General features: G+C 51.9%; 20 protein-coding genes (1 of these 20 running past the window's edge). 16 read left to right on the top strand and 4 right to left on the bottom strand.

Translation table 11 applies throughout. The features are described from left to right. The first annotated feature begins 70 nt into the window (after positions 1 to 70). Positions 71 to 1,777, top strand: a complete 1,707-nt coding sequence (locus NST23_RS25430; protein ID WP_340964882.1) for a hypothetical protein — start codon at positions 71 to 73, stop codon at positions 1,775 to 1,777. 63 nt (positions 1,778 to 1,840) lie between these two features. Here NST23_RS25430 and NST23_RS25425 read toward each other — a convergent pair whose 3' ends face one another. Further along, entirely contained in the window at positions 1,841 to 2,773 is a 933-nt protein-coding gene (locus NST23_RS25425) for a flagellar hook assembly protein FlgD (protein WP_122966106.1), read from the bottom strand. 178 nt (positions 2,774 to 2,951) lie between these two features. Between NST23_RS25425 and uvrB the strand changes: the two genes are divergently transcribed. The 4 genes from uvrB (at position 2,952) to NST23_RS25405 (ending at position 8,966) form a co-directional block, all read left to right on the top strand. Further along, positions 2,952 to 4,928 carry an excinuclease ABC subunit UvrB gene (gene uvrB, locus NST23_RS25420; RefSeq protein WP_122966107.1) on the top strand — a complete coding sequence of 659 codons (1,977 nt, stop codon included), beginning with the start codon at positions 2,952 to 2,954 and terminating at the stop codon, positions 4,926 to 4,928. A gap of 14 nt (positions 4,929 to 4,942) precedes the next feature. Continuing rightward, positions 4,943 to 7,810 carry an excinuclease ABC subunit UvrA gene (gene uvrA, locus NST23_RS25415; RefSeq protein WP_063229303.1) on the top strand — a complete coding sequence of 956 codons (2,868 nt, stop codon included), beginning with the start codon at positions 4,943 to 4,945 and terminating at the stop codon, positions 7,808 to 7,810. A 124-nt stretch (positions 7,811 to 7,934) separates the two neighbouring features. After that, positions 7,935 to 8,564 (top strand): HD domain-containing protein, encoded by a 630-nt coding sequence (locus tag NST23_RS25410; RefSeq protein ID WP_122966108.1) that lies wholly within the window; start codon positions 7,935 to 7,937, stop codon positions 8,562 to 8,564. Positions 8,565 to 8,597: 33 nt separating this feature from the next. Then, positions 8,598 to 8,966: a phage holin family protein gene (locus NST23_RS25405; protein ID WP_063229305.1), complete on the top strand. Its 369-nt coding sequence runs from the start codon at positions 8,598 to 8,600 to the stop codon at positions 8,964 to 8,966. A 60-nt stretch (positions 8,967 to 9,026) separates the two neighbouring features. On the opposite strand, the gene NST23_RS25400 is transcribed toward NST23_RS25405, so the two are convergent. From NST23_RS25400 to NST23_RS25390, 3 genes are read right to left on the bottom strand one after another with little or no spacing between them, the layout of a single operon-like run. Continuing rightward, positions 9,027 to 9,170 carry a hypothetical protein gene (locus NST23_RS25400; RefSeq protein WP_173596439.1) on the bottom strand — a complete coding sequence of 48 codons (144 nt, stop codon included), beginning with the start codon at positions 9,168 to 9,170 and terminating at the stop codon, positions 9,027 to 9,029. A 5-nt stretch (positions 9,171 to 9,175) separates the two neighbouring features. Further along, positions 9,176 to 9,784, bottom strand: coding sequence for an accessory gene regulator ArgB-like protein (locus tag NST23_RS25395; RefSeq protein WP_173596440.1), 609 nt, complete (start codon positions 9,782 to 9,784; stop codon positions 9,176 to 9,178). Between the two features lie 16 nt (positions 9,785 to 9,800). Next, entirely contained in the window at positions 9,801 to 11,153 is a 1,353-nt protein-coding gene (locus NST23_RS25390; RefSeq protein WP_173596441.1) for a sensor histidine kinase, read from the bottom strand. Between the two features lie 244 nt (positions 11,154 to 11,397). On the opposite strand from NST23_RS25390, the gene hprK reads away from it, so the two are divergent. The 11 genes from hprK to NST23_RS25335 all read left to right on the top strand — a co-directional run. Then, positions 11,398 to 12,333: an HPr(Ser) kinase/phosphatase gene (hprK, locus tag NST23_RS25385; RefSeq protein WP_063229308.1), complete on the top strand. Its 936-nt coding sequence runs from the start codon at positions 11,398 to 11,400 to the stop codon at positions 12,331 to 12,333. A gap of 15 nt (positions 12,334 to 12,348) precedes the next feature. Continuing rightward, on the top strand, positions 12,349 to 12,846 hold the full coding sequence (locus tag NST23_RS25380) for an acyltransferase (protein WP_122966111.1): 498 nt from the start codon (positions 12,349 to 12,351) through the stop codon (positions 12,844 to 12,846). A gap of 225 nt (positions 12,847 to 13,071) precedes the next feature. Next, the gene (locus NST23_RS25375) at positions 13,072 to 14,247 is read left to right on the top strand and encodes an ATP phosphoribosyltransferase regulatory subunit (protein WP_340964880.1); all 1,176 of its coding nucleotides are present in this window, start codon (positions 13,072 to 13,074) and stop codon (positions 14,245 to 14,247) included. Between the two features lie 3 nt (positions 14,248 to 14,250). Continuing rightward, the gene (gene hisG, locus NST23_RS25370; RefSeq protein ID WP_063229311.1) at positions 14,251 to 14,898 is read left to right on the top strand and encodes an ATP phosphoribosyltransferase; all 648 of its coding nucleotides are present in this window, start codon (positions 14,251 to 14,253) and stop codon (positions 14,896 to 14,898) included. A gap of 22 nt (positions 14,899 to 14,920) precedes the next feature. Then, positions 14,921 to 16,216 carry a histidinol dehydrogenase gene (gene hisD, locus NST23_RS25365; protein WP_340964878.1) on the top strand — a complete coding sequence of 432 codons (1,296 nt, stop codon included), beginning with the start codon at positions 14,921 to 14,923 and terminating at the stop codon, positions 16,214 to 16,216. Continuing rightward, complete coding sequence (hisB, locus tag NST23_RS25360; RefSeq protein WP_122966114.1) at positions 16,216 to 16,815, top strand: imidazoleglycerol-phosphate dehydratase HisB; 600 nt, start codon at positions 16,216 to 16,218, stop codon at positions 16,813 to 16,815. Before hisD ends, hisB begins: the two co-directional genes overlap by 1 nt. 1 nt (position 16,816) lies before the next feature. Then, positions 16,817 to 17,431: an imidazole glycerol phosphate synthase subunit HisH gene (gene hisH / locus NST23_RS25355; RefSeq protein WP_122966115.1), complete on the top strand. Its 615-nt coding sequence runs from the start codon at positions 16,817 to 16,819 to the stop codon at positions 17,429 to 17,431. Beyond that, entirely contained in the window at positions 17,428 to 18,177 is a 750-nt protein-coding gene (gene hisA / locus NST23_RS25350) for a 1-(5-phosphoribosyl)-5-[(5-phosphoribosylamino)methylideneamino]imidazole-4-carboxamide isomerase (protein ID WP_173596444.1), read from the top strand. Before hisH ends, hisA begins: the two co-directional genes overlap by 4 nt. Continuing rightward, a complete protein-coding gene (gene hisF, locus NST23_RS25345; protein WP_173596445.1) occupies positions 18,167 to 18,925 on the top strand; it encodes an imidazole glycerol phosphate synthase subunit HisF in 759 nt (252 codons plus the stop codon). The genes hisA and hisF overlap by 11 nt, the downstream gene beginning before the upstream one ends. Beyond that, positions 18,922 to 19,572: a bifunctional phosphoribosyl-AMP cyclohydrolase/phosphoribosyl-ATP diphosphatase HisIE gene (gene hisIE, locus NST23_RS25340; RefSeq protein ID WP_122966118.1), complete on the top strand. Its 651-nt coding sequence runs from the start codon at positions 18,922 to 18,924 to the stop codon at positions 19,570 to 19,572. The genes hisF and hisIE overlap by 4 nt, the downstream gene beginning before the upstream one ends. A gap of 160 nt (positions 19,573 to 19,732) precedes the next feature. Next, positions 19,733 to 19,967: the beginning of a GNAT family N-acetyltransferase gene (locus NST23_RS25335; RefSeq protein ID WP_173596446.1), read on the top strand. 326 nt of this gene lie beyond the right edge of the window; the window shows 235 of its 561 coding nt (coding positions 1-235); it begins with the start codon at positions 19,733 to 19,735; its stop codon lies off the right edge, out of view.

Raw genomic sequence — 19,967 nt, 5'->3', positions numbered from 1 at the left:
CTTGATGTGTTTGTCTATTCAGAAACTTATGCGGAACTGGAACGTCTTAATGTACGAGGAAAAAAGGGGAGTGAGGCATTTGTCCGAAATCAAAAAAACGGTCCTGTGTGTCTTGACTGGAGCATTAGCCGCGACAAGTCTGATCGTGGTGCCACTTGCGGGAGCCAGCACTAGCCCTGACAAGGCGGCTGCGTCAGGAGCAGTAGCGCGTGCCCAGGAAGTTGTTGCTGTCCCTGTTCCTGTAACAAAAGGGATTCAAACACTGGTTCGCCTTTTGCCTGAACTGTCTGCACGGCACGTTGTGTACGTTGGGGATGTGGATGGTCCCGGAGTCAGTGGAGCAAAGGTTTCTTTTGCGCTTTCCGCTGCTGAGGCAAACAAGGCAGTAGACGGAGCCATCTTTGATTCGGCCACAGGTAATTTGCTCAAACTCGAACTTGCTCCCAAAGCGGCTACGAAGCCGGCTTTTCCTACCGAGCAGCAGGCGAAGGCTCGGGCGCAGGCGTTTGTCGCGGGCTTGGCTGCATCAGGCAGCACGTATCAGGCCAGAGAAGTGACGAAAGCAGGCGGCAAACTCACGGTCAGACTCGTCCGCAAAGTAAACAATGTAGCGTTGGACGACGCCTACGACAACTTTGTCAGCTTTGACGCAGCGGGACGGATCATCGCGTTTGAAACATTTGACGGACGCTTGTACGAAAAAATAAATCCTGCGACGCTTCCTTCCGCGCAACGCGTCTTGTCTCCTGCACAAGCTCTGACGCAATGGAAGGCGAGCCGACCGCTGGAGCTGGTCTATTTGTTGCCGGAGCAGGACCAGCCAAACCGGACGGAAGCGAAGCTTGCCTATATCGTTAAAGGCGGCATCATTGCGAATGAACATACAGGAAGCGCAGTGGATGCCGCGAGCGGTAAAAAGTTGGCCGCACCTGACAAATTGCCGCAAATTTTAAATGTAACCGGTACAGGAGAAAAATGGACGGCCCAAACGGAGAAAGAGGCACGCAACTTGCTGCGCATCCTGTTCAAACTGGAAACGGCAAGATTGCCGATGACCATTTTGGAGGAGAAACACGACAACGGTGAGGCTGTGCGCTATTTTATCTGGGGCCACTTCCAAAAGGACGCAACTGACCAGGACAAGAAATACCAAATCGGCCAGTTCCCAGAGGGCGTCAGTAAGGCTGAGGGGCAGCACATCATGCTCGTAACAGATGCCAAGACGGGACAGATGCAGCAGTTTATTTACAGACAGGCGAATGAACCAGGGGCTGCTGCCAAAACCGACAAAAACCGCGATCGCAAAACAGTGGAAATGCTGTTGAAGCGGCTTGTTCTTTCCGGCAGCAACCAGCTGCGAGTGACGGATATCGGCGACGAGAAGTACACCTCGCTGGCTCTTGATCCACTGCTGGGAAATGTCCCGGTCTACCGAATCGGACAGAGTGAAGAAGCTGGCATGTATACGGTCAAAGTAAATTCATGGACGGGCAAAATCGAAGAAGTCAGCATAAACCGTCCGGAAAACGTGGTGTACCCTGCAAGCTCCAAGGCGATCAAGGAGCAGGCTGCCATGGATCGGTTACTCGGCGTATTGCCGCTTGAACTGAACTACATTCACCAGCGGGATGCGCAGACGAATGCGATTACCTTTAAACTGGGCTACGACCTGTCTTTCCGGCAAACTCGCGCGCACTGCTTCTGCGGAGCAAATGCCAAGATTGACACGACGGTGTACGTTGATGCTTTGACGGGGCAGACCATTATCAAAGAATAAGCAAAAATAAGAAGCCGCCTTCTTTCTGCGTTACAGAAGAGGCGGCTTTTGTGTGTAACTAGACTAGGCGCTCGCTTCAAATCCGGTGATTTGATTCAGCGCAATTTTTTTGTCATCAGCCAAGACGAACTCTACGATGCCGTTTTTCATGCTGACAGCCTTGATGACGCCATTCAGGCTGTTGTTTGAGCTTGAACCGTCCGTGTTGGTTTGGCTTTCTGTGTAAGTGACGTTGAAACCGATCATTTGTGCATATTGCAACGAGTTGCTCATGGCATTGTTTTCCGGCTTCACGCTCATGCCGACGACCTGATCGAGCTTGACCGTCTGACCGTTGTTCAGCGAGAACTGAGTGATTCCGTCTTTTGTTGTGAACCCGGTGATGACGGCGTTGGCGATTTCGTCGACTTTTGTGATGTCGTCCGTAGTAGCCGGGTTTCCGTCTTTGTCTATTTCTTTGGTCGTTTTGTACGAAACGTCTTTGCCGATCATATTCATGAACTTGAGACTGCTGTCCAGCGCATTCCCCGTCATGCCTTGCGACTCCAGTCCTTTGATGTCTGCAAGCGGAATCGGGTTAGTCTCTCCAGTAATGCGGAAGTATATTTTGCCTTTGTCCATGTAGACGGCTTCCAGCACGCCTTCTTTTGTTTGAGTCGCAGTTTCTCCCGTTACTTCGTCTTTGGTCGTGAGGGAGTAGGTTGCGGTGCGACCCGTCAGCGCTTCGTATTTTTCCAGCGTCAGCATGCTGTTGTTGGATTGCTCCATCAAAGTGGACATCTTTTTCATTTGCTCCACCATGGTCATCATGCTCGTTTGCTGAATGAACTGCGAGTTATCCATCGGGGATGTAGGGTCCTGATGCTTCAACTGTTCCAGCAAAAGCTTCATGAACGCATTGTTATCCAGCTCTGCCGAGAACTCTTTTTTGCCCTGGTAGCTCATGTGTGGCTGTATATAAGGATTATTTTTAACGGTGGTTCCGATATCTGACATGTCGATCCTCCCTGAAGGTGGCGAGTCTAACCGTACATACTTGTACACTACTACTTATTATCGGTATAATCTGTCGAAGGATGAAGACAAACATTTGTTCGAATTTCTGGCTTATCAGAGCTTAAATTGTGTTATAATGGAAATAGAACAGTCTTGCAACGAGGAGATGAACGAGGGAATGGAGCGTTTTGAATTGGTATCGGAGTATCAACCGTCCGGTGACCAGCCGACCGCTATCGCCGAACTGGTGGCAGGCATCCAGGCAGGCAAGCGGCACCAGACACTGCTCGGTGCAACAGGTACGGGAAAGACGTTTACGGCTGCCCAAGTAATTGCCCAGGTGAACAAGCCGACGCTGGTGATGGCGCACAACAAGACACTGGCTGCCCAGCTTTGCGCAGAGTTCAAGGAGTTTTTCCCGAATAACGCGGTGGAATACTTCGTCAGCTACTACGACTACTATCAGCCAGAAGCATACATTCCCCAATCGGATACATTTATTGAAAAAGACTCCAGCATCAACGACGAGATCGACAAGCTGCGTCACTCGGCGACCAGTGCGTTGTTTGAGCGGAGGGACGTCATCATTGTCGCTTCGGTCTCTTGTATTTACGGTTTGGGTTCGCCTGAAGAGTACAAGGAACTGTTGCTGTCGCTGCGAGTGGGGATGGAAAAAGGCCGAGACGAGATTTTGCATCGCCTGGTCGACATTCAGTACACGCGCAATGATATCAACTTCACACGCGGGACCTTCCGGGTTCGTGGAGACGTCGTGGAGATTTTTCCCGCGTCGCAGAGCGAACAGGCTATTCGTGTGGAGTTTTTCGGGGACGAAATTGAGCGGATTACCTCTATCGATGTGCTGACCGGAGAGATTTTGGGACAGCGCGACCACGTAGCCATTTTCCCTGCTTCTCACTATGTCACCCGCGAAGAAAAAATGAAGCTGGCCGTTCAAAGCATCGAAGTGGAGCTGGAAGAGCGATTGGCCGAGCTTAAAGCGGCGGGAAAGCTGCTGGAAGCGCAGCGATTGGAACAGCGCACGCGCTACGATGTCGAAATGATGCTGGAGATGGGCTTTTGCTCCGGGATTGAAAACTACTCGCGACATTTGACAGGGCTGCCAGCAGGGCACGCTCCGTACACTTTGATGGACTACTTTCCGGAGGACTACCTTTTGCTGATCGACGAGTCGCACATGACTTTGCCGCAAGTGCGGGGGATGTACAACGGCGACCAGGCGCGCAAAAACGTCCTGGTTGAGCACGGATTCCGCCTGCCGTCTGCGAAGGACAACCGGCCGCTGCAATTCCAGGAGTTTGAGGAAAAGGTCAACCAGGCTATCTACATTTCTGCAACACCCGGCCCGTACGAGCTGGAGCATTGCCCGGAAGTGGTGCAGCAAGTCATCCGTCCAACAGGGCTGATCGATCCGACGATCTCGGTTCGCCCGATCAAAGGACAGATTGACGATCTCATCGGGGAAATCCAGGCGACGATTGCCAAAAACGAGCGCGTACTGGTCACGACTCTGACGAAAAAAATGTCCGAGGACTTGACGGACTACCTCAAGGAAATCGGAATCAAGGTACGCTATCTGCACTCCGACATCAAGACGATCGAACGGATGCAAATTTTGCGTTCCTTGCGTTTGGGCGAATTTGACGTGCTGATCGGGATCAACCTGCTGCGGGAAGGCTTGGACTTGCCGGAAGTATCGCTTGTGGCGATTTTGGATGCCGATAAAGAAGGCTTCCTGCGCAACGAGCGTTCGCTGATTCAGACGATCGGCCGGGCAGCCCGTAACGCTGAGGGGCGCGTCATCATGTACGCCGACAAAATGACAGATTCGATGAACTCCGCGATTCGCGAGACAGAGCGCAGGCGCGCCATTCAGATTGCTTACAACGAGAAACACGGAATTACGCCGCAAACGGTGAAAAAGGCCGTGCGCGAAGTGATCGAGGCGACCAAGGTGGCAGAGGAAAAAGCAGACTATTTGCCACATGCGGACTTCAAGAAGATGCCGAAGAAGGATCGACTGGCTGTTATCGAGCGTATGGAAGAAGAAATGAAGGAAGCAGCGCGCAACTTGATGTTCGAACGTGCGGCCGAACTGCGTGATTTGATTTTGGAACTGAAGGCGGAACTCTAAGGAGAGGTACTTTCATGCCATTGGAACATATTGTCGTCAAGGGCGCTCGTGCCCACAATCTGAAAAATATTGATGTAGTGATCCCGCGGGACAAATTCGTCGTTTTGACGGGTTTGTCCGGTTCGGGGAAGTCCTCGCTTGCTTTTGACACGATTTATGCAGAGGGACAACGCCGTTATGTCGAGTCCCTGTCTGCTTATGCCCGCCAGTTTCTCGGGCAGATGGACAAGCCGGATGTCGATTCGATCGAAGGGCTGTCTCCTGCGATCTCCATCGATCAGAAGACAACGAGCCGCAACCCGCGCTCTACGGTTGGTACGGTCACGGAGATTTACGACTACTTGCGCCTGTTGTATGCGCGTGTCGGCCGGGCGATTTGTCCCGAACACGGCATCGAGATTCAATCCCAGACGATTGAACAGATGGTCGATCGCCTGATGGAGTATCCGGAGCGCACCAAAATGCAAATTCTCGCTCCGATGGTTCAGGGGCGCAAAGGCGAGCACGTCAAGCTGTTGGAAGATATCCGCAAGCAAGGCTTTGTTCGCGTGCGCGTAAATGGCGAGATTACCGATTTGTCCGAGGACATCAAGCTGGAGAAAAACAAGAAGCACAACATTGAGGTTGTGGTGGACCGCGTTGTCGTGAAGCCGGATGTGCAGTCCCGCCTGGCGGACTCCCTGGAAACGGCCTTGCGTCTGGCAGATGGCAAGGTCATCGTCGACGTGATGGAACAAGAGGAGCTGTTGTTCAGCGAGAAGCACGCTTGCCCGATTTGCGGATTTTCCATTGGCGAGCTGGAGCCGCGGATTTTCTCCTTTAACAGCCCGTTCGGAGCGTGCTCGGAGTGCGACGGGTTGGGAGTAAAGCTGGAAGTAGACCCGGATATGGTTGTTCCAGATGCCACCAAGACGTTGCACGAAGGGGCGATCGGCGCATGGGAGCCGAAGTCGTCGACGTATTACCAGCAGTTGTTGGAATCGGCTTGCCGCCACTTCCATATTCGCATGGATATCCCGTACGAGGAGCTGACTCCTGAGCAGGTGCAGATTTTGATGTACGGCAGCGAAGGGGAGAAAATCCAGTTCCGCTATGAAAATGAGTTCGGGCAAGTGCGGGAAGCAGTCGTGCCATTCGAAGGCGTCGTGCCGAATCTGCAAAGACGTCACCTGGAGACCAGCTCCGACTATATTCGCGAGCAAATCGAAGGCTTCATGAGCCAAAAGCCTTGTCCTGTCTGCAAAGGGCATCGCTTGCGCCAGGAGAGCCTCGCTGTGAAGATCGGCGAGCGCAGCATTTCGGAGCTGACGACTTTGTCTATTCTCGATGCCCATCAGTTCGTTGACGGACTGGAGTTGACGGAGCGGGAAGCGAAGATCGCCAATCTGATCGTCAAAGAAATCAAGGCACGGCTTAACTTTTTGATTGATGTCGGACTGGATTATCTCACCTTGAGCCGGGCGGCAGGGACGTTGTCGGGGGGAGAGGCGCAGCGGATCAGGCTGGCTACCCAGATCGGCTCCAGCTTGATGGGCGTCCTCTACATTCTCGATGAGCCGAGCATTGGTCTGCATCAGCGGGACAACGCCCGTCTGATCAAAACGTTGGAGCATATGACCAAGCTGGGGAACACGCTGATCGTCGTCGAGCACGACGAAGATACGATGATGGCTTGCGATTATATTATCGATATCGGTCCGGGAGCAGGCATCCACGGCGGTCAAGTAGTGTCTGCCGGCACACCGGAAGAAGTGATGAAAGATGAGAACTCGCTGACAGGCGCTTATTTGAGCGGCAGAAAGTTCATTCCTGTTCCGCTGGAGCGCAGAAAGCCATCTGACAAATGGGTGAAGATCGAAGGCGCGAAGGAAAACAACCTGAAAAACGTTACGGCCAAATTTCCGCTGGGGCTGTTCGTTGCTGTGACAGGGGTATCAGGCTCCGGGAAAAGTACGCTCATCAATGAGATTTTGCAAAAGGTGCTGTCGCGCGATCTGAACGGCGCCAAAGTAAAACCGGGCGAACACCGCCGAATCGTCGGGCTGGAGCATTTGGACAAAGTGATCGACATCGATCAATCGCCGATTGGCCGGACGCCGCGCTCCAATCCGGCGACGTATACGGGTGTTTTTGATGACATTCGCGATTTGTTTGCCTCGACGAACGAAGCCAAGGTGCGCGGTTACAAAAAGGGCCGTTTCAGCTTCAACGTCAAAGGCGGCCGTTGCGAGGCGTGCAGCGGTGACGGGATTATCAAAATCGAGATGCACTTTTTGCCGGACGTGTACGTGCCTTGCGAAGTGTGCCACGGCAAGCGCTACAATCGGGAGACTCTCGATGTGAAATACAAAGGCAAGAGCATCGCAGACGTCTTGGAGATGACGATTGAGGATGCGGTTGAGTTTTTCCGCAACCTGCCGAAGATCGAGCGCAAGCTGCAAACGATCGTGGATGTAGGTCTTGGCTACATGAAGCTTGGACAGCCTGCGACGACTCTCTCCGGTGGCGAAGCGCAGCGTGTCAAGCTCGCATCCGAGCTGTATCGCCGCAGCACAGGGCGTACGTTGTACATCTTGGACGAACCGACGACAGGGTTGCACACAGACGATATTGATCGTCTGTTGAAGGTGTTGCAGCGTCTGGTGGAAAATGGCGATACGGTACTGGTCATCGAGCACAACCTGGACGTCATCAAGACAGTTGACTACATCGTCGATCTGGGGCCAGAGGGCGGTACGCGCGGCGGTCAGATCGTCGGATCGGGTACTCCGGAAGAAGTGGCGAAGCTGGAAGGCTCGTATACCGGAACATACCTCAAGCCGATTTTGGAAAGAGACAAAGCGAGAACGATTGCCAAGCTGGAACAGCTGGTGTCGAAGTAAACCAAAGACTGCCTCTCTGATTGTTCAGGGGGGCGTCTTTTGCTGTTTAAAAAAGAAAACGAGTGACTGGCAACTGGCACATGGTCGTGCGGTGATGCAAGGGCGAGACGGAGGAGGAGAAGCTATGGATTACGCAAAGCAAGCGATAGCTGCGCTTCCGGCCGATTTGGTTCAGGAGGCCGAGCGCTGTTTTGACGGGCAGGACCCGGCTCATGACTGGCAGCATAATCTGCGCGTCATGGCGATGTGCGAGCGGATTGGCTGCGAGGAAGGGGCGGACATGCAGGTATTGCGGCTGGCAGCGTTGCTGCACGATGTCGGAAGGGCACAAGAGCGCGCAACCGGGGAATGCCATGCCGAGATCAGCGCGAGGGCAGCAGGAACATGGCTGCAAGAGCGGGGAATGGAGCAAGCTGAGATCAAAAGGGTGCAGTCGGCTATATTGGCTCATCGCTTTCGCAAAGACCGTCCTCCAGCATCGTTGGAGGAGAAAATTTTGTTTGATGCAGATAAACTCGATTCAATAGGCGCTATTGGAGTCGCCAGAGTTTTTGCTTATACTGGTGTTATTGGAGGTCCTATCCAATCTGACGACGAGGAGCAGCATACTCCGGCAAAAGAATACGAATGGAAGCTGAGACGCATCAAAGACAGGCTGTACACGCAAACAGCCCGGCAAATTGCCGAGGAGCGTCACGAGTTCATGGTTCGATTTTTTGAGCGCTGGGACTTGGAAGGAAAAGGGCTCTTGTAGACACTGGTGACGCCAGCCAAAGGAGGAATGAGAATGATCCGTTGGATAATCAAAATGCTGCTGAACGGCGCGGCCTTGCTTCTGATCAGCAAATGGTTTACGTCTATCTATGTTGCCAATTTCACCGTGGCCTTGTGGGCCATTCTGATTTTGGGTGTCGTGAACACGTTGATCCGCCCCGTTTTGACGTTTTTCACCTTGCCGCTGACGATCTTGACGATGGGGCTGTTCTGGTTCGTCATCAACGCCCTGACGTTTGCTTTGACAGCCTACTTCATCGACGGTTTCGAGGTAGGACCGTGGCCCGACAACATCGGCATCGTGATGGTAGCCGCTGCGCTGATGAGTATTTTCGGCTGGCTGATTGAAATGGTCGTCGGCATGAAAAAAGAGAAAAGGTAGCAAGCATCAAAAAACCCGCGTGCTCGTTGAGGAGTGCGCGGGTTTGTTAGTGATAGGGGATCATGCTTGAACTTTTGATTTTTCTTCTTCTCTCATGTGCGGCGGAAGAGGTTCATGGAATATGGCAGCTTTTAAAGCGCCTGAGGAATTCAAATTAGACAGACCGCCAAAGAACTTGCAAACAGTCGAAAGCACTTTCTTCATGAGTATCATCCTCTCGAAAAAGTTTTTTCCAGAACAGATACGAGCCGAAACGAAGCAGGCGTAAGAAATAAAGATTGATAGAAAACTGCTAGGATGTAAGTCATAGAGTGCTTATAGGAATATTCTACCAACAATAGTGAAAGAATGCAACCGACTGTGATTAGTAATATTGCGATCTTCCGGTGTCTTTTTTGAATTGCAGGATTGTCAGGCATGTACGTATGTTTTGCTGGACCGTATAAGTAATTGATCAGAGCGCCTGCCCCTGCAGTAATAAGTGTCAGGAGTGACAAGGCAGGGGGAGAAGGCATGGGAACATATTTGATAATGGCGCCACCGACTAACAGGAGTAGGAGTGTTGCTCCCAGGCATGACCACGGGTTTTTCAAATGAACGCCGCCCGTCAACGTTCGGAGTATAAAGAGACTGCATAGAAGAGGAACAACTTCCACAAGTAATCCTAATGCAGCAGATACGAGCAGAATGATGAAAAGATTAAGAGCATTAAGCAAGAAAAGTTCGATTCCGTGTGCGAGTTGTCCCACAGTATACGGCGTATCGTCTGTCTTGATGCGTTGGGCAATTTTCCCTGACATTTTCCCTGTCCAGGTCATATTGGGGGCCTCCCTGCTATCGATTTACAAACGAAATGCGAAAACTGGTGATGCCATCAGCAGATTTAACCTGAATTTTGCCATTGTGTCGTTCTATTACGTTTTTGACAATCGCGAGTCCAAGTCCGCCTTCTCCATTCTTTTTGGTGGTATAGCCCATTTGGAAGATTCCATTCAGCTTGTTCTCGGGAATTGTTGGGCCACTGTTTTCGATATAGAGGTAATGCTCGCTGTCTGTTTGGCCCCATTCCAAGCGTATGTAACGATTTTCCTCCAGTTCAAAGGAGGTTGCGCGAATGGCGTTGTCGAGTAAGTTGCCTAACATTTTGATCAGATCATATGTCTTATATTGTGAGAACTGGCTGATTTCTTTTATTTCCATCGTGAGCGAGATCCGCTCAGCCAGGCAGACTACCATTTTGGATTGCAACAAAGAGGCGATTGCAGGATTTTTGATTTGCTCCAATATTTGCGAGCTTGAATCCGCAGATTTTTCGATCAAAACGGTTTCCTTCAGCAGTTGTTCCACGTATTCTTTCGCATGACTATGCAATTCTTTTTTCAAAAGGCCGTTGATGGCAGTGTAATGGTTCAAGGAGTCATGCTTGATAGAGCGAACAGCCGTATATAAATCTTGAATGCTGCTCAAATAAGGTGTGCCTGTTTCTTCTTCTACCCGATTGATAGTCAGGTTTAAATAAATACGGAACAAAATTACAATGGCAATAAATAGCCCCAAAATGGCCAGTTGAAAAAACAATTGAAACTGTGGAGTATAAAGAGCGAATATGGATGAATTGTTTCCTCGTAGAAAAAACGATGTGTTCATGAACAAGATAAGGAAAAATTCAATACTGCCCAATAAGATCAGCAGGAACAGATATCGATTTAACCGATTCAAATTGTTGTACTGGAACATCTGGCGAATATCGAACTTATTTGCTCGTAACAGTATGCAAACGGCCAGAAAGACGCCGAGGTACAAAATACGTGCTACGACAGCCAGAGTGGTAGAGGACATGATCTCCTCTAAAAATAATTGCTGACTGTTAAAAATGGCAATGATAATTGACTCGGTTAGAAGCATAATACCGATTGCAACTGTTCCCATAAAAACCGCTTTGAGAAGATTGAAGTGGTAGAAAAGAACAAGGAGAACAACTGTACATACAAACATCAGCATCACTTTCGGCTGATACAATACCTCCAACACAGTGAGCAGTTCACCAGTCACGGCAAACAACAGGCTAAAGAGAATAGCTTGTTTTTTCTTCTCAAACACCGACAGGTTGAAAAAAGCTAAACTAATCGTCAGTAGCAAGAAGGCTTCGGGTAGGTCTACGAGTAAGAAACGGAGTAAAAAGTCCAAGTTGTTGCCTCCTCTTTTTGTCCGACATTCGGAAAAACAGTCTATATATGAACTGTAACTCGGATTTTGCCTGATATCAACCTCATTTTCTATCTTATGAAATAACAAGAAAAATGTAAATGATACGACAAATTGATCCGATAGACACGAGGACTTGCCTGGCAAAGGTTGTCGGAGGCAAGACGGTTTCGATACAATAGAAGAACTACCGGGGACGGTTATCCCAGACAAGGGGGAAGCTTTGATGCGAAGGACAAATGTAAGCCACATTGTGGATCATTTCAATATGACGATTTTGAGTGGCGAGGAAGGGCTGGGACGCGAGATTACAGTGACGGATTTGAGCCGTCCCGGATTGCAGTTGGCTGGCTACTACTCCTATTACGCGGAAGAGCGGATTCAGCTGTTTGGCTTGACGGAAATCAACTTTTTCCAAACGTTGAACCGAGATGAACGACTGGAGCGGATGAACTTTTTGATGCAAGGGCAGACGCCATGTTTTTGCGTCACCCGCAACCAGCCTGTACCTGAGGAAATGATCGAGGCGTCGAACAACTGGGGCGTGCCTGTACTTCAATCCCCTCTGGCTACGACTACGCTTGTCGGCAAAATGACCAACTTTCTGGAGAATCGCCTCGCGCCTACTACCACGATTCACGGGGTGCTCACAGACATTTACGGCGTCGGGGTTCTGATTATGGGGTCGAGCGGAATCGGGAAAAGCGAAGCGGCCCTGGAGCTGGTCAAGCGCGGGCATCGCCTGGTTGCAGACGACGCTGTCGAGATTCGCCAGACGCAAGGTGGTCAGCTTAGCGGCAGCGCCCCCGAACTGATTCAGCATTTGCTTGAAATTCGCGGGGTGGGGATCATCAACGTGATGACCATGTTCGGAGCAGGTGCGGTCCGCAATGTGAAAAATATTGAAATGGTGGTTCAACTGGAGCTGTGGGAGCCACACAAAATGTACGAACGTCTGGGGCTGGACGAAGAAACGTTGAAGATCATGGACACGGAAATTCCGATCATTACCGTTCCAGTGCGCCCAGGACGAAATCTGGCTGTCATTATCGAAGTGGCGGCGATGAACTTCCGCTTGAAGCGGATGGGCTACAATGCGGCGATGCACTTCTCGCGCAAGCAGTCCAACGCGATTTTGGAAGATGCCGATTCGGACTTGTAGGACGAGGAGCAGCGCATGAGAAAGACAACACGTTATCCAGTCCAGGGAGCCAACCCTCTCTGGCAAATGTATCGCACGGTCAGCTTTTGGAAAGTCATGAAAAACTTCATTGTAATCCAGCTTGCCCGCTATACGCCTTTTCCGGCCTGGAAAAACTGGATGTACCGTACTTTTTTGCGCATGGAGGTCGGGCATGAGACTGCCGTGGCGTTGATGGTCATGATGGATACGATGTTTCCGGAGTTGATCAAAATTGGAAAGAACAGTGTGATTGGCTACAATACGACCATCCTCGCTCATGAGTATCTGGTCGAGGAATACCGCTTGGGCGAAGTAATCATCGGCGACAGAGTGTTGATTGGAGCCAATACGACTATCTTGCCAGGAGTGACGATTGGGGACGGAGCGATCGTAGCAGCAGGAACCGTGGTACATAAAGACGTAGCGCCGGGGGCTTTTGTCGGCGGCAATCCGATGCAAGTGATCCGCGCCGGAGGGCTTGCGGACCATTAGGGAGTAGGGCTGTTCGTCAGCGAGTAGAAGAATTAGGTAGAAAAGGGAGTCCGTTGATTGGCGGGCTTCCTTTCTATTTTTATGTAGCGCAAGATCATAGTAAAGAATTTTTCGACTATTCTTATCTCTGTTGACCTTAAACGGAGCTTCGTGGTAATCTTCTTCATAACACTTTAGTTTGTTACCATATTAGCAGAGTAAAGCGAATGAGTGGAGGGAATGACGATGGCGAAGCCGTTGGGATTTGAAAAACCGCTGGGGATGCGGGACATATTACCGGAATCACTGGCGAAACAACGGCATTTGGAGCGGTCGTTGCGACATTGTATCGAGCGTTGGGGATATGAGGAAATCTCCACGCCTTCTCTGGAGTATTACGATACGGTCGGAACGGCGAGCGCAACATTGACGGACCGAATGTTCCGGCTTTTGGATAAACAGGGGCATACCGTTGTGCTTCGGCCGGATATGACTACGCCAATCGCTCGCGTTGTTTCTTCTTTATATAAGGATGTGCCGCTGCCGATCCGGCTGTTTTACCAGGCCAATGTATTTCGGGCGCAGGAAAAGGAAGCTGGCCGGAATGCGGAGTTTTTTCAAACGGGAATTGAGCTGATCGGGGATGGCTCAGTTGATGCGGATGCCGAGGCTATCGCGCTTGCTGTATTTTGTCTGCGTGCGGCAGGGGTAGAGACGTTCCGCATTGCCATCGGTCACGTTGATTTTGTTGACGGGCTTTTGGAGGATGTGATTGCTGATGAGGACACGCGCCAGCAATTCCGCCAGTTTTTGTACGAACGCGATTTTGTTGGTTTTCGCCAATTGCTGGAGACGATCGGGATCGATTTCGAAGCGAAGAAACGGCTGGATGCCTTGCTTCGTTTGCGCGGCGGAAAAGGCAAGATTGCCGAGGCGAGAGCCTTAGCAGGGGATGGAAAAGCGGGGCTGGCGGTAGAAACGATTGCTTCGCTGTGGGACTCACTGGAAGCTTACGGCGTCACCGAAGATTTGCTGTTGGACTTCAATTTGATTATCAATCTGAATTACTACACGGGTGTCGTGTTTGAAGGATACGCAGCCGATCTCGGCTCTCCGCTGTTGGGTGGCGGCCGTTATGATCAGCTTTTGGCGCAATTCGGACGTTCCGCTCCTGCCACCGGGTTTGCGATTAAAATGGATCGGCTTTTGACCGTTACTCCCTCTGTAAAAGGGGAAACTACCGAACGAATTTTGCTGCTGTATACGGAAAAACGGCGCCAGAAAGCGCTGGCACATGCACAGCAACTGAGGGCGGAGGGAGTCGTGGTTATCACGAGACTCGTTGGCGGCAGGGCAGAGATCGCGGCAGAAAATGGTCAAGGATACAGCAGGGTGATTTGCATGACGGAACAGGAGGATTAGCAGATGGCGTTTTTCGCAAATGAGCAAAAGCTGACGATTGCCATGCCCAAGGGGCGGATTTTTGAAGAGGCTGTGCACTTTTTGCAGCAAGCTGGCCTGGAAGTAACGGCTGAGTTGCAGGACTCGCGCAAGCTGGTCATTCCGGTGGAAAATGCCAGTCTTGAGTTCATTCTGGCAAAACCTGCCGATGTCCCGACATACGTGGAGTACGGAGTTGCTGATGTGGGTGTAGTCGGCAAGGATGTTTTGCTCGAAGAAGAACGGGATGTGTACGAGCTGCTGGATTTGCAGATTGGCTACTGTCGCATGATGGTGGCAGGATTGCCCGATTGGAAGCCGACCGACTCGCCGCGAGTAGCGACGAAATACCCGAAGATTGCTTCCCGTTATTTTCGCGAGCAAGGGCAGCAGGTCGAAGTTATCAAGCTGAATGGCTCGGTTGAGCTGGCTCCGATGATCGGACTGGCTGACCGCATCGTGGATATTGTCTCTACGGGGCGGACGCTCAAGGAAAATGGCTTGGTGGAGCTGGAGCATATTTGCGAGATTACGACTCGGCTGATTGCCAATCGAGCGAGCTATCGGATGAAAAGCGAAGCGGTCGATGACATCGCCGGAAAATTTCTGGAGGTCATTCCAGGCAGAAAATAGAGACGAGGAGAGGAGAGCGACCATGCGAATTATGGCAGCCAGCGAGTTTGACGGGAAGCGGTCAGTGGAGTCGGGTACGAGAGAACAGCAAGAAGCTGTCAGGGCCATTTTGACGGATGTTCGGGAGCGCAAAGATGAAGCATTGCGGGAGTATACAGAGAGGTTTGACCGCGTGCGACTGGAGCAGTTTCGGGTGACGGAGGCGGAATTTGCCGAGGCGAGCGGGCAAGTATCTGCACAGGTCAAAGCTGCACTGGAGGAAGCGGCAGAGAACATCCGCGATTATCATAGTCGTCAGGTGCGCCAGTCGTGGTTTGTGACAAAAGAAAGCGGCACGATGCTGGGGCAGCTGGTTCGTCCATTGCAGCGGGCGGGACTGTATGTGCCAGGGGGCACGGCAGCCTATCCTTCCAGTGTGCTGATGAATGCGATTCCGGCAAAAATTGCGGGCGTTCCGGAAGTAGTGATTACAACGCCTCCCGGAGCGGACGGCAAAGTAAACCCGGCGATTCTCGTCGCAGCGCAAATTGCGGGGGTAACGGAGATATACAAAGTGGGCGGAGCGCAAGCCATTGCGGCACTCACCTATGGAACGGAGCAAATCAGGGCGGTAGACAAGATCGTCGGACCGGGAAATATTTTTGTCGCTCTGGCAAAGCGGGAAGTGTTTGGTCTGGTCAGTATCGACATGGTGGCAGGACCGAGCGAGATTGCCGTATTGGCTGACGAAACGGCCAATCCGCGTTATGTAGCTGCGGATTTGCTGTCGCAGGCTGAGCACGATCCGATGTCTGCTGCCATCCTGGTCACTGCGTCGCAGGAGTTGGCCGAGCAGGTAGCTGTTGAGGTAGAACGGCAGTTGGCGGATTTGCCCCGCCATGCGATCGCCGCGGCAGCCATTCGCGACTACGGAGCCATTTTGCTTGTCAAGGATTTGGACGAAGGGTTTGCGGTCATCAACCAGATCGCTCCCGAACATTTGGAGATCATGATTGCCGAGCCATTCGCACAGCTTGGGAAGGTACAAAATGCCGGGGCTATTTTTCTCGGCCCGTACAGCTCGGAGCCTGTCGGGGATTATTTTGCCGGAACGAATCACGTCATTCCGACCAATGGCACTGCGCGTTTTTCCTCTCCTCTGTCAGTGGATGACTTTATTAAAAAGTCCAGTGTCATTTCCTACAGCAAGCATGATTTGCGAAAAAACGGACAAAAGATCGTTACCCTGGCTGAACAGGAAGGGTTGGCAGGACATGGGCGCGCCATAGCGGAAAGGCTGCGCGACTTTGAACGCGAAGAGCAGGAGTGTGACAAATGATGAGTGAACGTACGCTGCGTACAGCAGAAATAGAGCGCAACACAAATGAGACGCAAATCGCCCTTTCCTTTGGGGTGGATGGTTCCGGGGAAAGCAGTCAGGCTTCAGGCGTACCCTTTTTGGATCACATGCTTGACTTGTTCACGCGTCACGGGCATTTCGATCTGGCGGTAAAAGCAAAAGGGGATATCGAGATCGACTATCACCACACGGTGGAGGATATCGGCATTTGTCTCGGACATTGCATCCGCGAGGCGTTGGGGGACAAAAAAGGAATCAAACGGTACGGCAACGCTTTTGTTCCGATGGATGACGCGCTGGCCCAAGTGGTGATCGACATTAGCAATCGGCCGCATCTGGAGTATCGGGCTGCCTATCCGACGAACATGGTTGGGCAGTTTCCGACTGAGCTTGTGCACGAGTTTTTATGGAAGCTGGCGCTTGAAGCGCGGATCAACTTGCACGTGATTTTGCATTACGGCCACAATACGCACCATATGATCGAAGCCATTTTCAAAGCGCTCGGCCGCGCTCTGGACGAAGCGACGACGATCGATCCGCGTGTCAAAGGGGTCCCGTCTACCAAAGGGGTTTTGTAGCATGATTGGCATCATCGACTATGGCATGGGCAACTTGTACAGCTTGAGCAAGGCTCTGGAGCGGCTCGGTTATTCGTACGAATTTGTGTCCGCCCCTGAGCGTTTGCAGGAGTATAGCGGGTTGATTTTGCCCGGAGTAGGGGCTTTTGGCGACGCTATTGCGAACATCAGAGAGCTGGGGCTGGATCAAGCCATCCGTTCGTACGCGGCTACAAACAGGCCGATTTTGGGCATCTGTCTGGGGATGCAGCTCTTGTTCGACAAAAGCGAGGAGCATGGGGAAAATACCGGGCTTGGCTTGATTGGCGGAGAAGCAGTCCGCTTCCAAGGGGATTACAAGGTGCCGCACATGGGCTGGAATCAGTTGCGTCTGCACCGCGAGCATCCGCTTTTGGCGGGAGTTGCAGAAGGCGATTATGTCTACTTTGTCCACTCTTATCATGTGAAGTGCAAACCAGAGGCGCTGCTTTCGACGAGCGACTACTATCAGGATGTGACAGCGATTGTGGCGCAGGGCGAAGTGTACGGGATGCAGTTCCACCCGGAAAAAAGCGGCGAGACCGGAATGCGGCTGCTGCGCAATTTTGCCGTTCAATGCGAGGGGGTTTTGGCGTGAGTTTTATCATTTATCCAGCTATTGATATTCGCGGTGGAAAATGCGTGCGGTTGTTTCAAGGAGATTATGCAAAGGAAACGGTGTACGCCGATTCTCCGCTTGCCATGGCAAAGCGTTGGGTGGATCAGGGAGCATCCTGGGTACATCTCGTTGATCTGGACGGCGCCAAGGAAGGGAAGCCGGTCAACGCTGCGATCATCAAGGAAATTGCCCGTACGATTTCCGTACCTGTGCAAGTCGGCGGCGGCATCCGCACGGAAGAGCAGATCAAGGACTACCTTGAAGCAGGTGTGGCGAGGGTGATCGTCGGTACGGCGGCGATTGAAGACGAGCCTTTTACCAAGCGGATTTTGCAAGTTTATGGCGACCAAATCGCCATCGGGCTGGACTGCCGCAACGGCATGGTGGCGACGCGGGGGTGGCTGGAGACGACTGACGTGTCAGCGACTGAGCTGGCCAAGCGGCTCGTCACGTATGGCGCGGAAACGTTCATTTATACAGATATCGCCCGTGACGGTACGATGACAGGGCCGAATGTCGCGGAAATTGCTGCACTTGCGCAAGCGACAGGCAAGTCGGTGATCGCATCGGGAGGAGTAAGCCAGCTTGACGATCTTCTGGTGTTGGCCCAGCACGCAGCCGACGGTGTTTCCGGGGCGATTGTCGGAAAAGCGCTCTACACGGACGCTTTTACATTGGAAGAAGCGCTTGGTCGGATGGAGGGACGTGAAAGCAATGTTGGCTAAACGAATCATCCCTTGTCTCGACGTAAAAGACGGTCGTGTCGTAAAAGGGGTTCAGTTTGTAGGGCTGCGCGACGCCGGAGATCCGGTCGAACTGGCAAAAAAATACAGCGGGGAGCGGGCGGACGAGCTTGTTTTTCTCGATATTTCCGCTTCCCACGAAGGGCGCAAGACAATGGTGGACGTCATCGAGCGGACGGCAGCGAATATTACGATTCCTTTTACCGTTGGCGGCGGGATCAACAGCGTGGAGGACATGAAGCGGATTTTGCGGGCGGGTGCGGATAAAATCTCGTTGAATACGGCTGCGGTGCTTCGACCGGAGCTGGTTCGCGAAGGGGCGAGTGTGTTCGGCTCCCAGTGCATCGTGGTTGCGATCGACGCCAGAGCGGTGGGAGAAGGGCGTTGGGACGTGTATACGCACGGCGGGCGCAATTCTGCGGGAAAAGATGTCATCAGCTGGGCGCAGGAAGCAGAAGCGTTGGGAGCTGGCGAAATTCTTTTGACCAGTATGGATGATGATGGCGAGAAGAAAGGCTTTGGAATTGAATTGACCAAGCAAGTCTCGGAAGCGGTAAACATTCCGGTGATTGCCTCTGGGGGAGCGGGGTCGAAGGAACATTTTTACGATGTGCTGACAGCGGGGAAGGCCGATGCTGCTTTGGCAGCTTCGATTTTCCACTATGATGAGACATCGATTCAATCGGTGAAAGAGTATCTCCAGACAAAAGGAGTTGTCGTGCGGCCATGACAGTAGAACTTGCACTTGCAGCGCAGAAGTTGCGGTTTGACGAAAACGGATTGATTCCTGTCATTGTTCAAGATGCACAGAGCAAGGCTGTTTTGACGCTTGCCTATATGAATGAGGAGTCGTTTTTGCGGTCGGTGGAGACGAAAGAAACGTGGTTTTGGAGCCGATCCAGGCAAGAGCTGTGGCATAAGGGAGCGACGTCGGGAAATACCCAGCGGATTGTTTCCATGCAGGTGGATTGCGACAGCGACGCGCTCGTCGTGCAAGTAGTGCCGAATGGTCCGGCTTGTCATACCGGGGCCTACAGCTGTTTTTCCGGAGAGCTTTTGGCAGGGGAAAAGGAGCTTGAAAAGGGAGAAGCAGGCGAGCGGTTTGCGATTCTGGGCGAATTGGAGGAATTGATCGCGAAGCGTGAAGCGGAGCGGCCGGAAGGTTCGTATACGACTTACTTGTTTGAAAAAGGCGTCGACAAAATCTTGAAAAAGGTAGGGGAAGAGGCAGCGGAGGTCATTATTGCGGCCAAAAATCGCAGCCACGAGGAATTGCGCTACGAAGCTTCCGACCTGCTTTTTCACTTGCTTGTCTTGTTGCGGGAACAGAAGCTGCCTTTGGATGATGTGCTTGCTGAGTTGCGGGGCAGGCGTTAAGCGTTCCAGGCGCTCACCTGAGTTTGTACGGTAGGGTGGTTTTTTGTTATGATTCCAATATCTGACTTTCGAAAGGTGTGATGTCTTATGAAGACAATAAGCGTCAAGCATGAACGACTTGGTAACGAAAACAATCACCGATTGAAAGGCAGGGAACGATTTGATCAAAGGAAATGTAGTGGAACTGCGCCCGGTAGCGGCGGAGGATATGGAGAGAATGTATCTGTGGCGCAATGACGAAGAGGCAGCAACATTGGCCGCCGGAACGTCTATGGCGGTGTACAGCAATGTCTCGCTTGATACGCTGCGGGCTTTGTATGAGGAAAGCGTAAAGACGTCTCGTTTGGATGATAAATGGAATCGGTTCGCTTTTTCGATTTACACGCTTGAAGGTG

The organism is Brevibacillus sp. FSL K6-0770 (assembly GCF_038000275.1).
GTDB classification, from domain to species: domain Bacteria; phylum Bacillota; class Bacilli; order Brevibacillales; family Brevibacillaceae; genus Brevibacillus; species Brevibacillus parabrevis.
This window is presented reverse-complemented; position numbering and strand designations above follow the sequence as displayed.

What these genes read in the sequence shown, in the direction of transcription:
- NST23_RS25425 (WP_122966106.1), bottom strand. Translation starts at nt 2,773, where the DNA reads ATGTCAGATATCGGAACCACCGTTAAAAATAATCCTTATATACAGCCA.
- uvrB (WP_122966107.1), top strand. Translation starts at nt 2,952, where the DNA reads ATGGAGCGTTTTGAATTGGTATCGGAGTATCAACCGTCCGGTGACCAG.
- uvrA (WP_063229303.1), top strand. Translation starts at nt 4,943, where the DNA reads ATGCCATTGGAACATATTGTCGTCAAGGGCGCTCGTGCCCACAATCTG.
- NST23_RS25410 (WP_122966108.1), top strand. Translation starts at nt 7,935, where the DNA reads ATGGATTACGCAAAGCAAGCGATAGCTGCGCTTCCGGCCGATTTGGTT.
- NST23_RS25405 (WP_063229305.1), top strand. Translation starts at nt 8,598, where the DNA reads ATGATCCGTTGGATAATCAAAATGCTGCTGAACGGCGCGGCCTTGCTT.
- NST23_RS25400 (WP_173596439.1), bottom strand. Translation starts at nt 9,170, where the DNA reads ATGAAGAAAGTGCTTTCGACTGTTTGCAAGTTCTTTGGCGGTCTGTCT.
- NST23_RS25395 (WP_173596440.1), bottom strand. Translation starts at nt 9,784, where the DNA reads ATGACCTGGACAGGGAAAATGTCAGGGAAAATTGCCCAACGCATCAAG.
- hprK (WP_063229308.1), top strand. Translation starts at nt 11,398, where the DNA reads ATGCGAAGGACAAATGTAAGCCACATTGTGGATCATTTCAATATGACG.
- NST23_RS25380 (WP_122966111.1), top strand. Translation starts at nt 12,349, where the DNA reads ATGAGAAAGACAACACGTTATCCAGTCCAGGGAGCCAACCCTCTCTGG.
- NST23_RS25375 (WP_340964880.1), top strand. Translation starts at nt 13,072, where the DNA reads ATGGCGAAGCCGTTGGGATTTGAAAAACCGCTGGGGATGCGGGACATA.
- hisG (WP_063229311.1), top strand. Translation starts at nt 14,251, where the DNA reads ATGGCGTTTTTCGCAAATGAGCAAAAGCTGACGATTGCCATGCCCAAG.
- hisD (WP_340964878.1), top strand. Translation starts at nt 14,921, where the DNA reads ATGCGAATTATGGCAGCCAGCGAGTTTGACGGGAAGCGGTCAGTGGAG.
- hisB (WP_122966114.1), top strand. Translation starts at nt 16,216, where the DNA reads ATGAGTGAACGTACGCTGCGTACAGCAGAAATAGAGCGCAACACAAAT.
- hisH (WP_122966115.1), top strand. Translation starts at nt 16,817, where the DNA reads ATGATTGGCATCATCGACTATGGCATGGGCAACTTGTACAGCTTGAGC.
- hisF (WP_173596445.1), top strand. Translation starts at nt 18,167, where the DNA reads ATGTTGGCTAAACGAATCATCCCTTGTCTCGACGTAAAAGACGGTCGT.
- hisIE (WP_122966118.1), top strand. Translation starts at nt 18,922, where the DNA reads ATGACAGTAGAACTTGCACTTGCAGCGCAGAAGTTGCGGTTTGACGAA.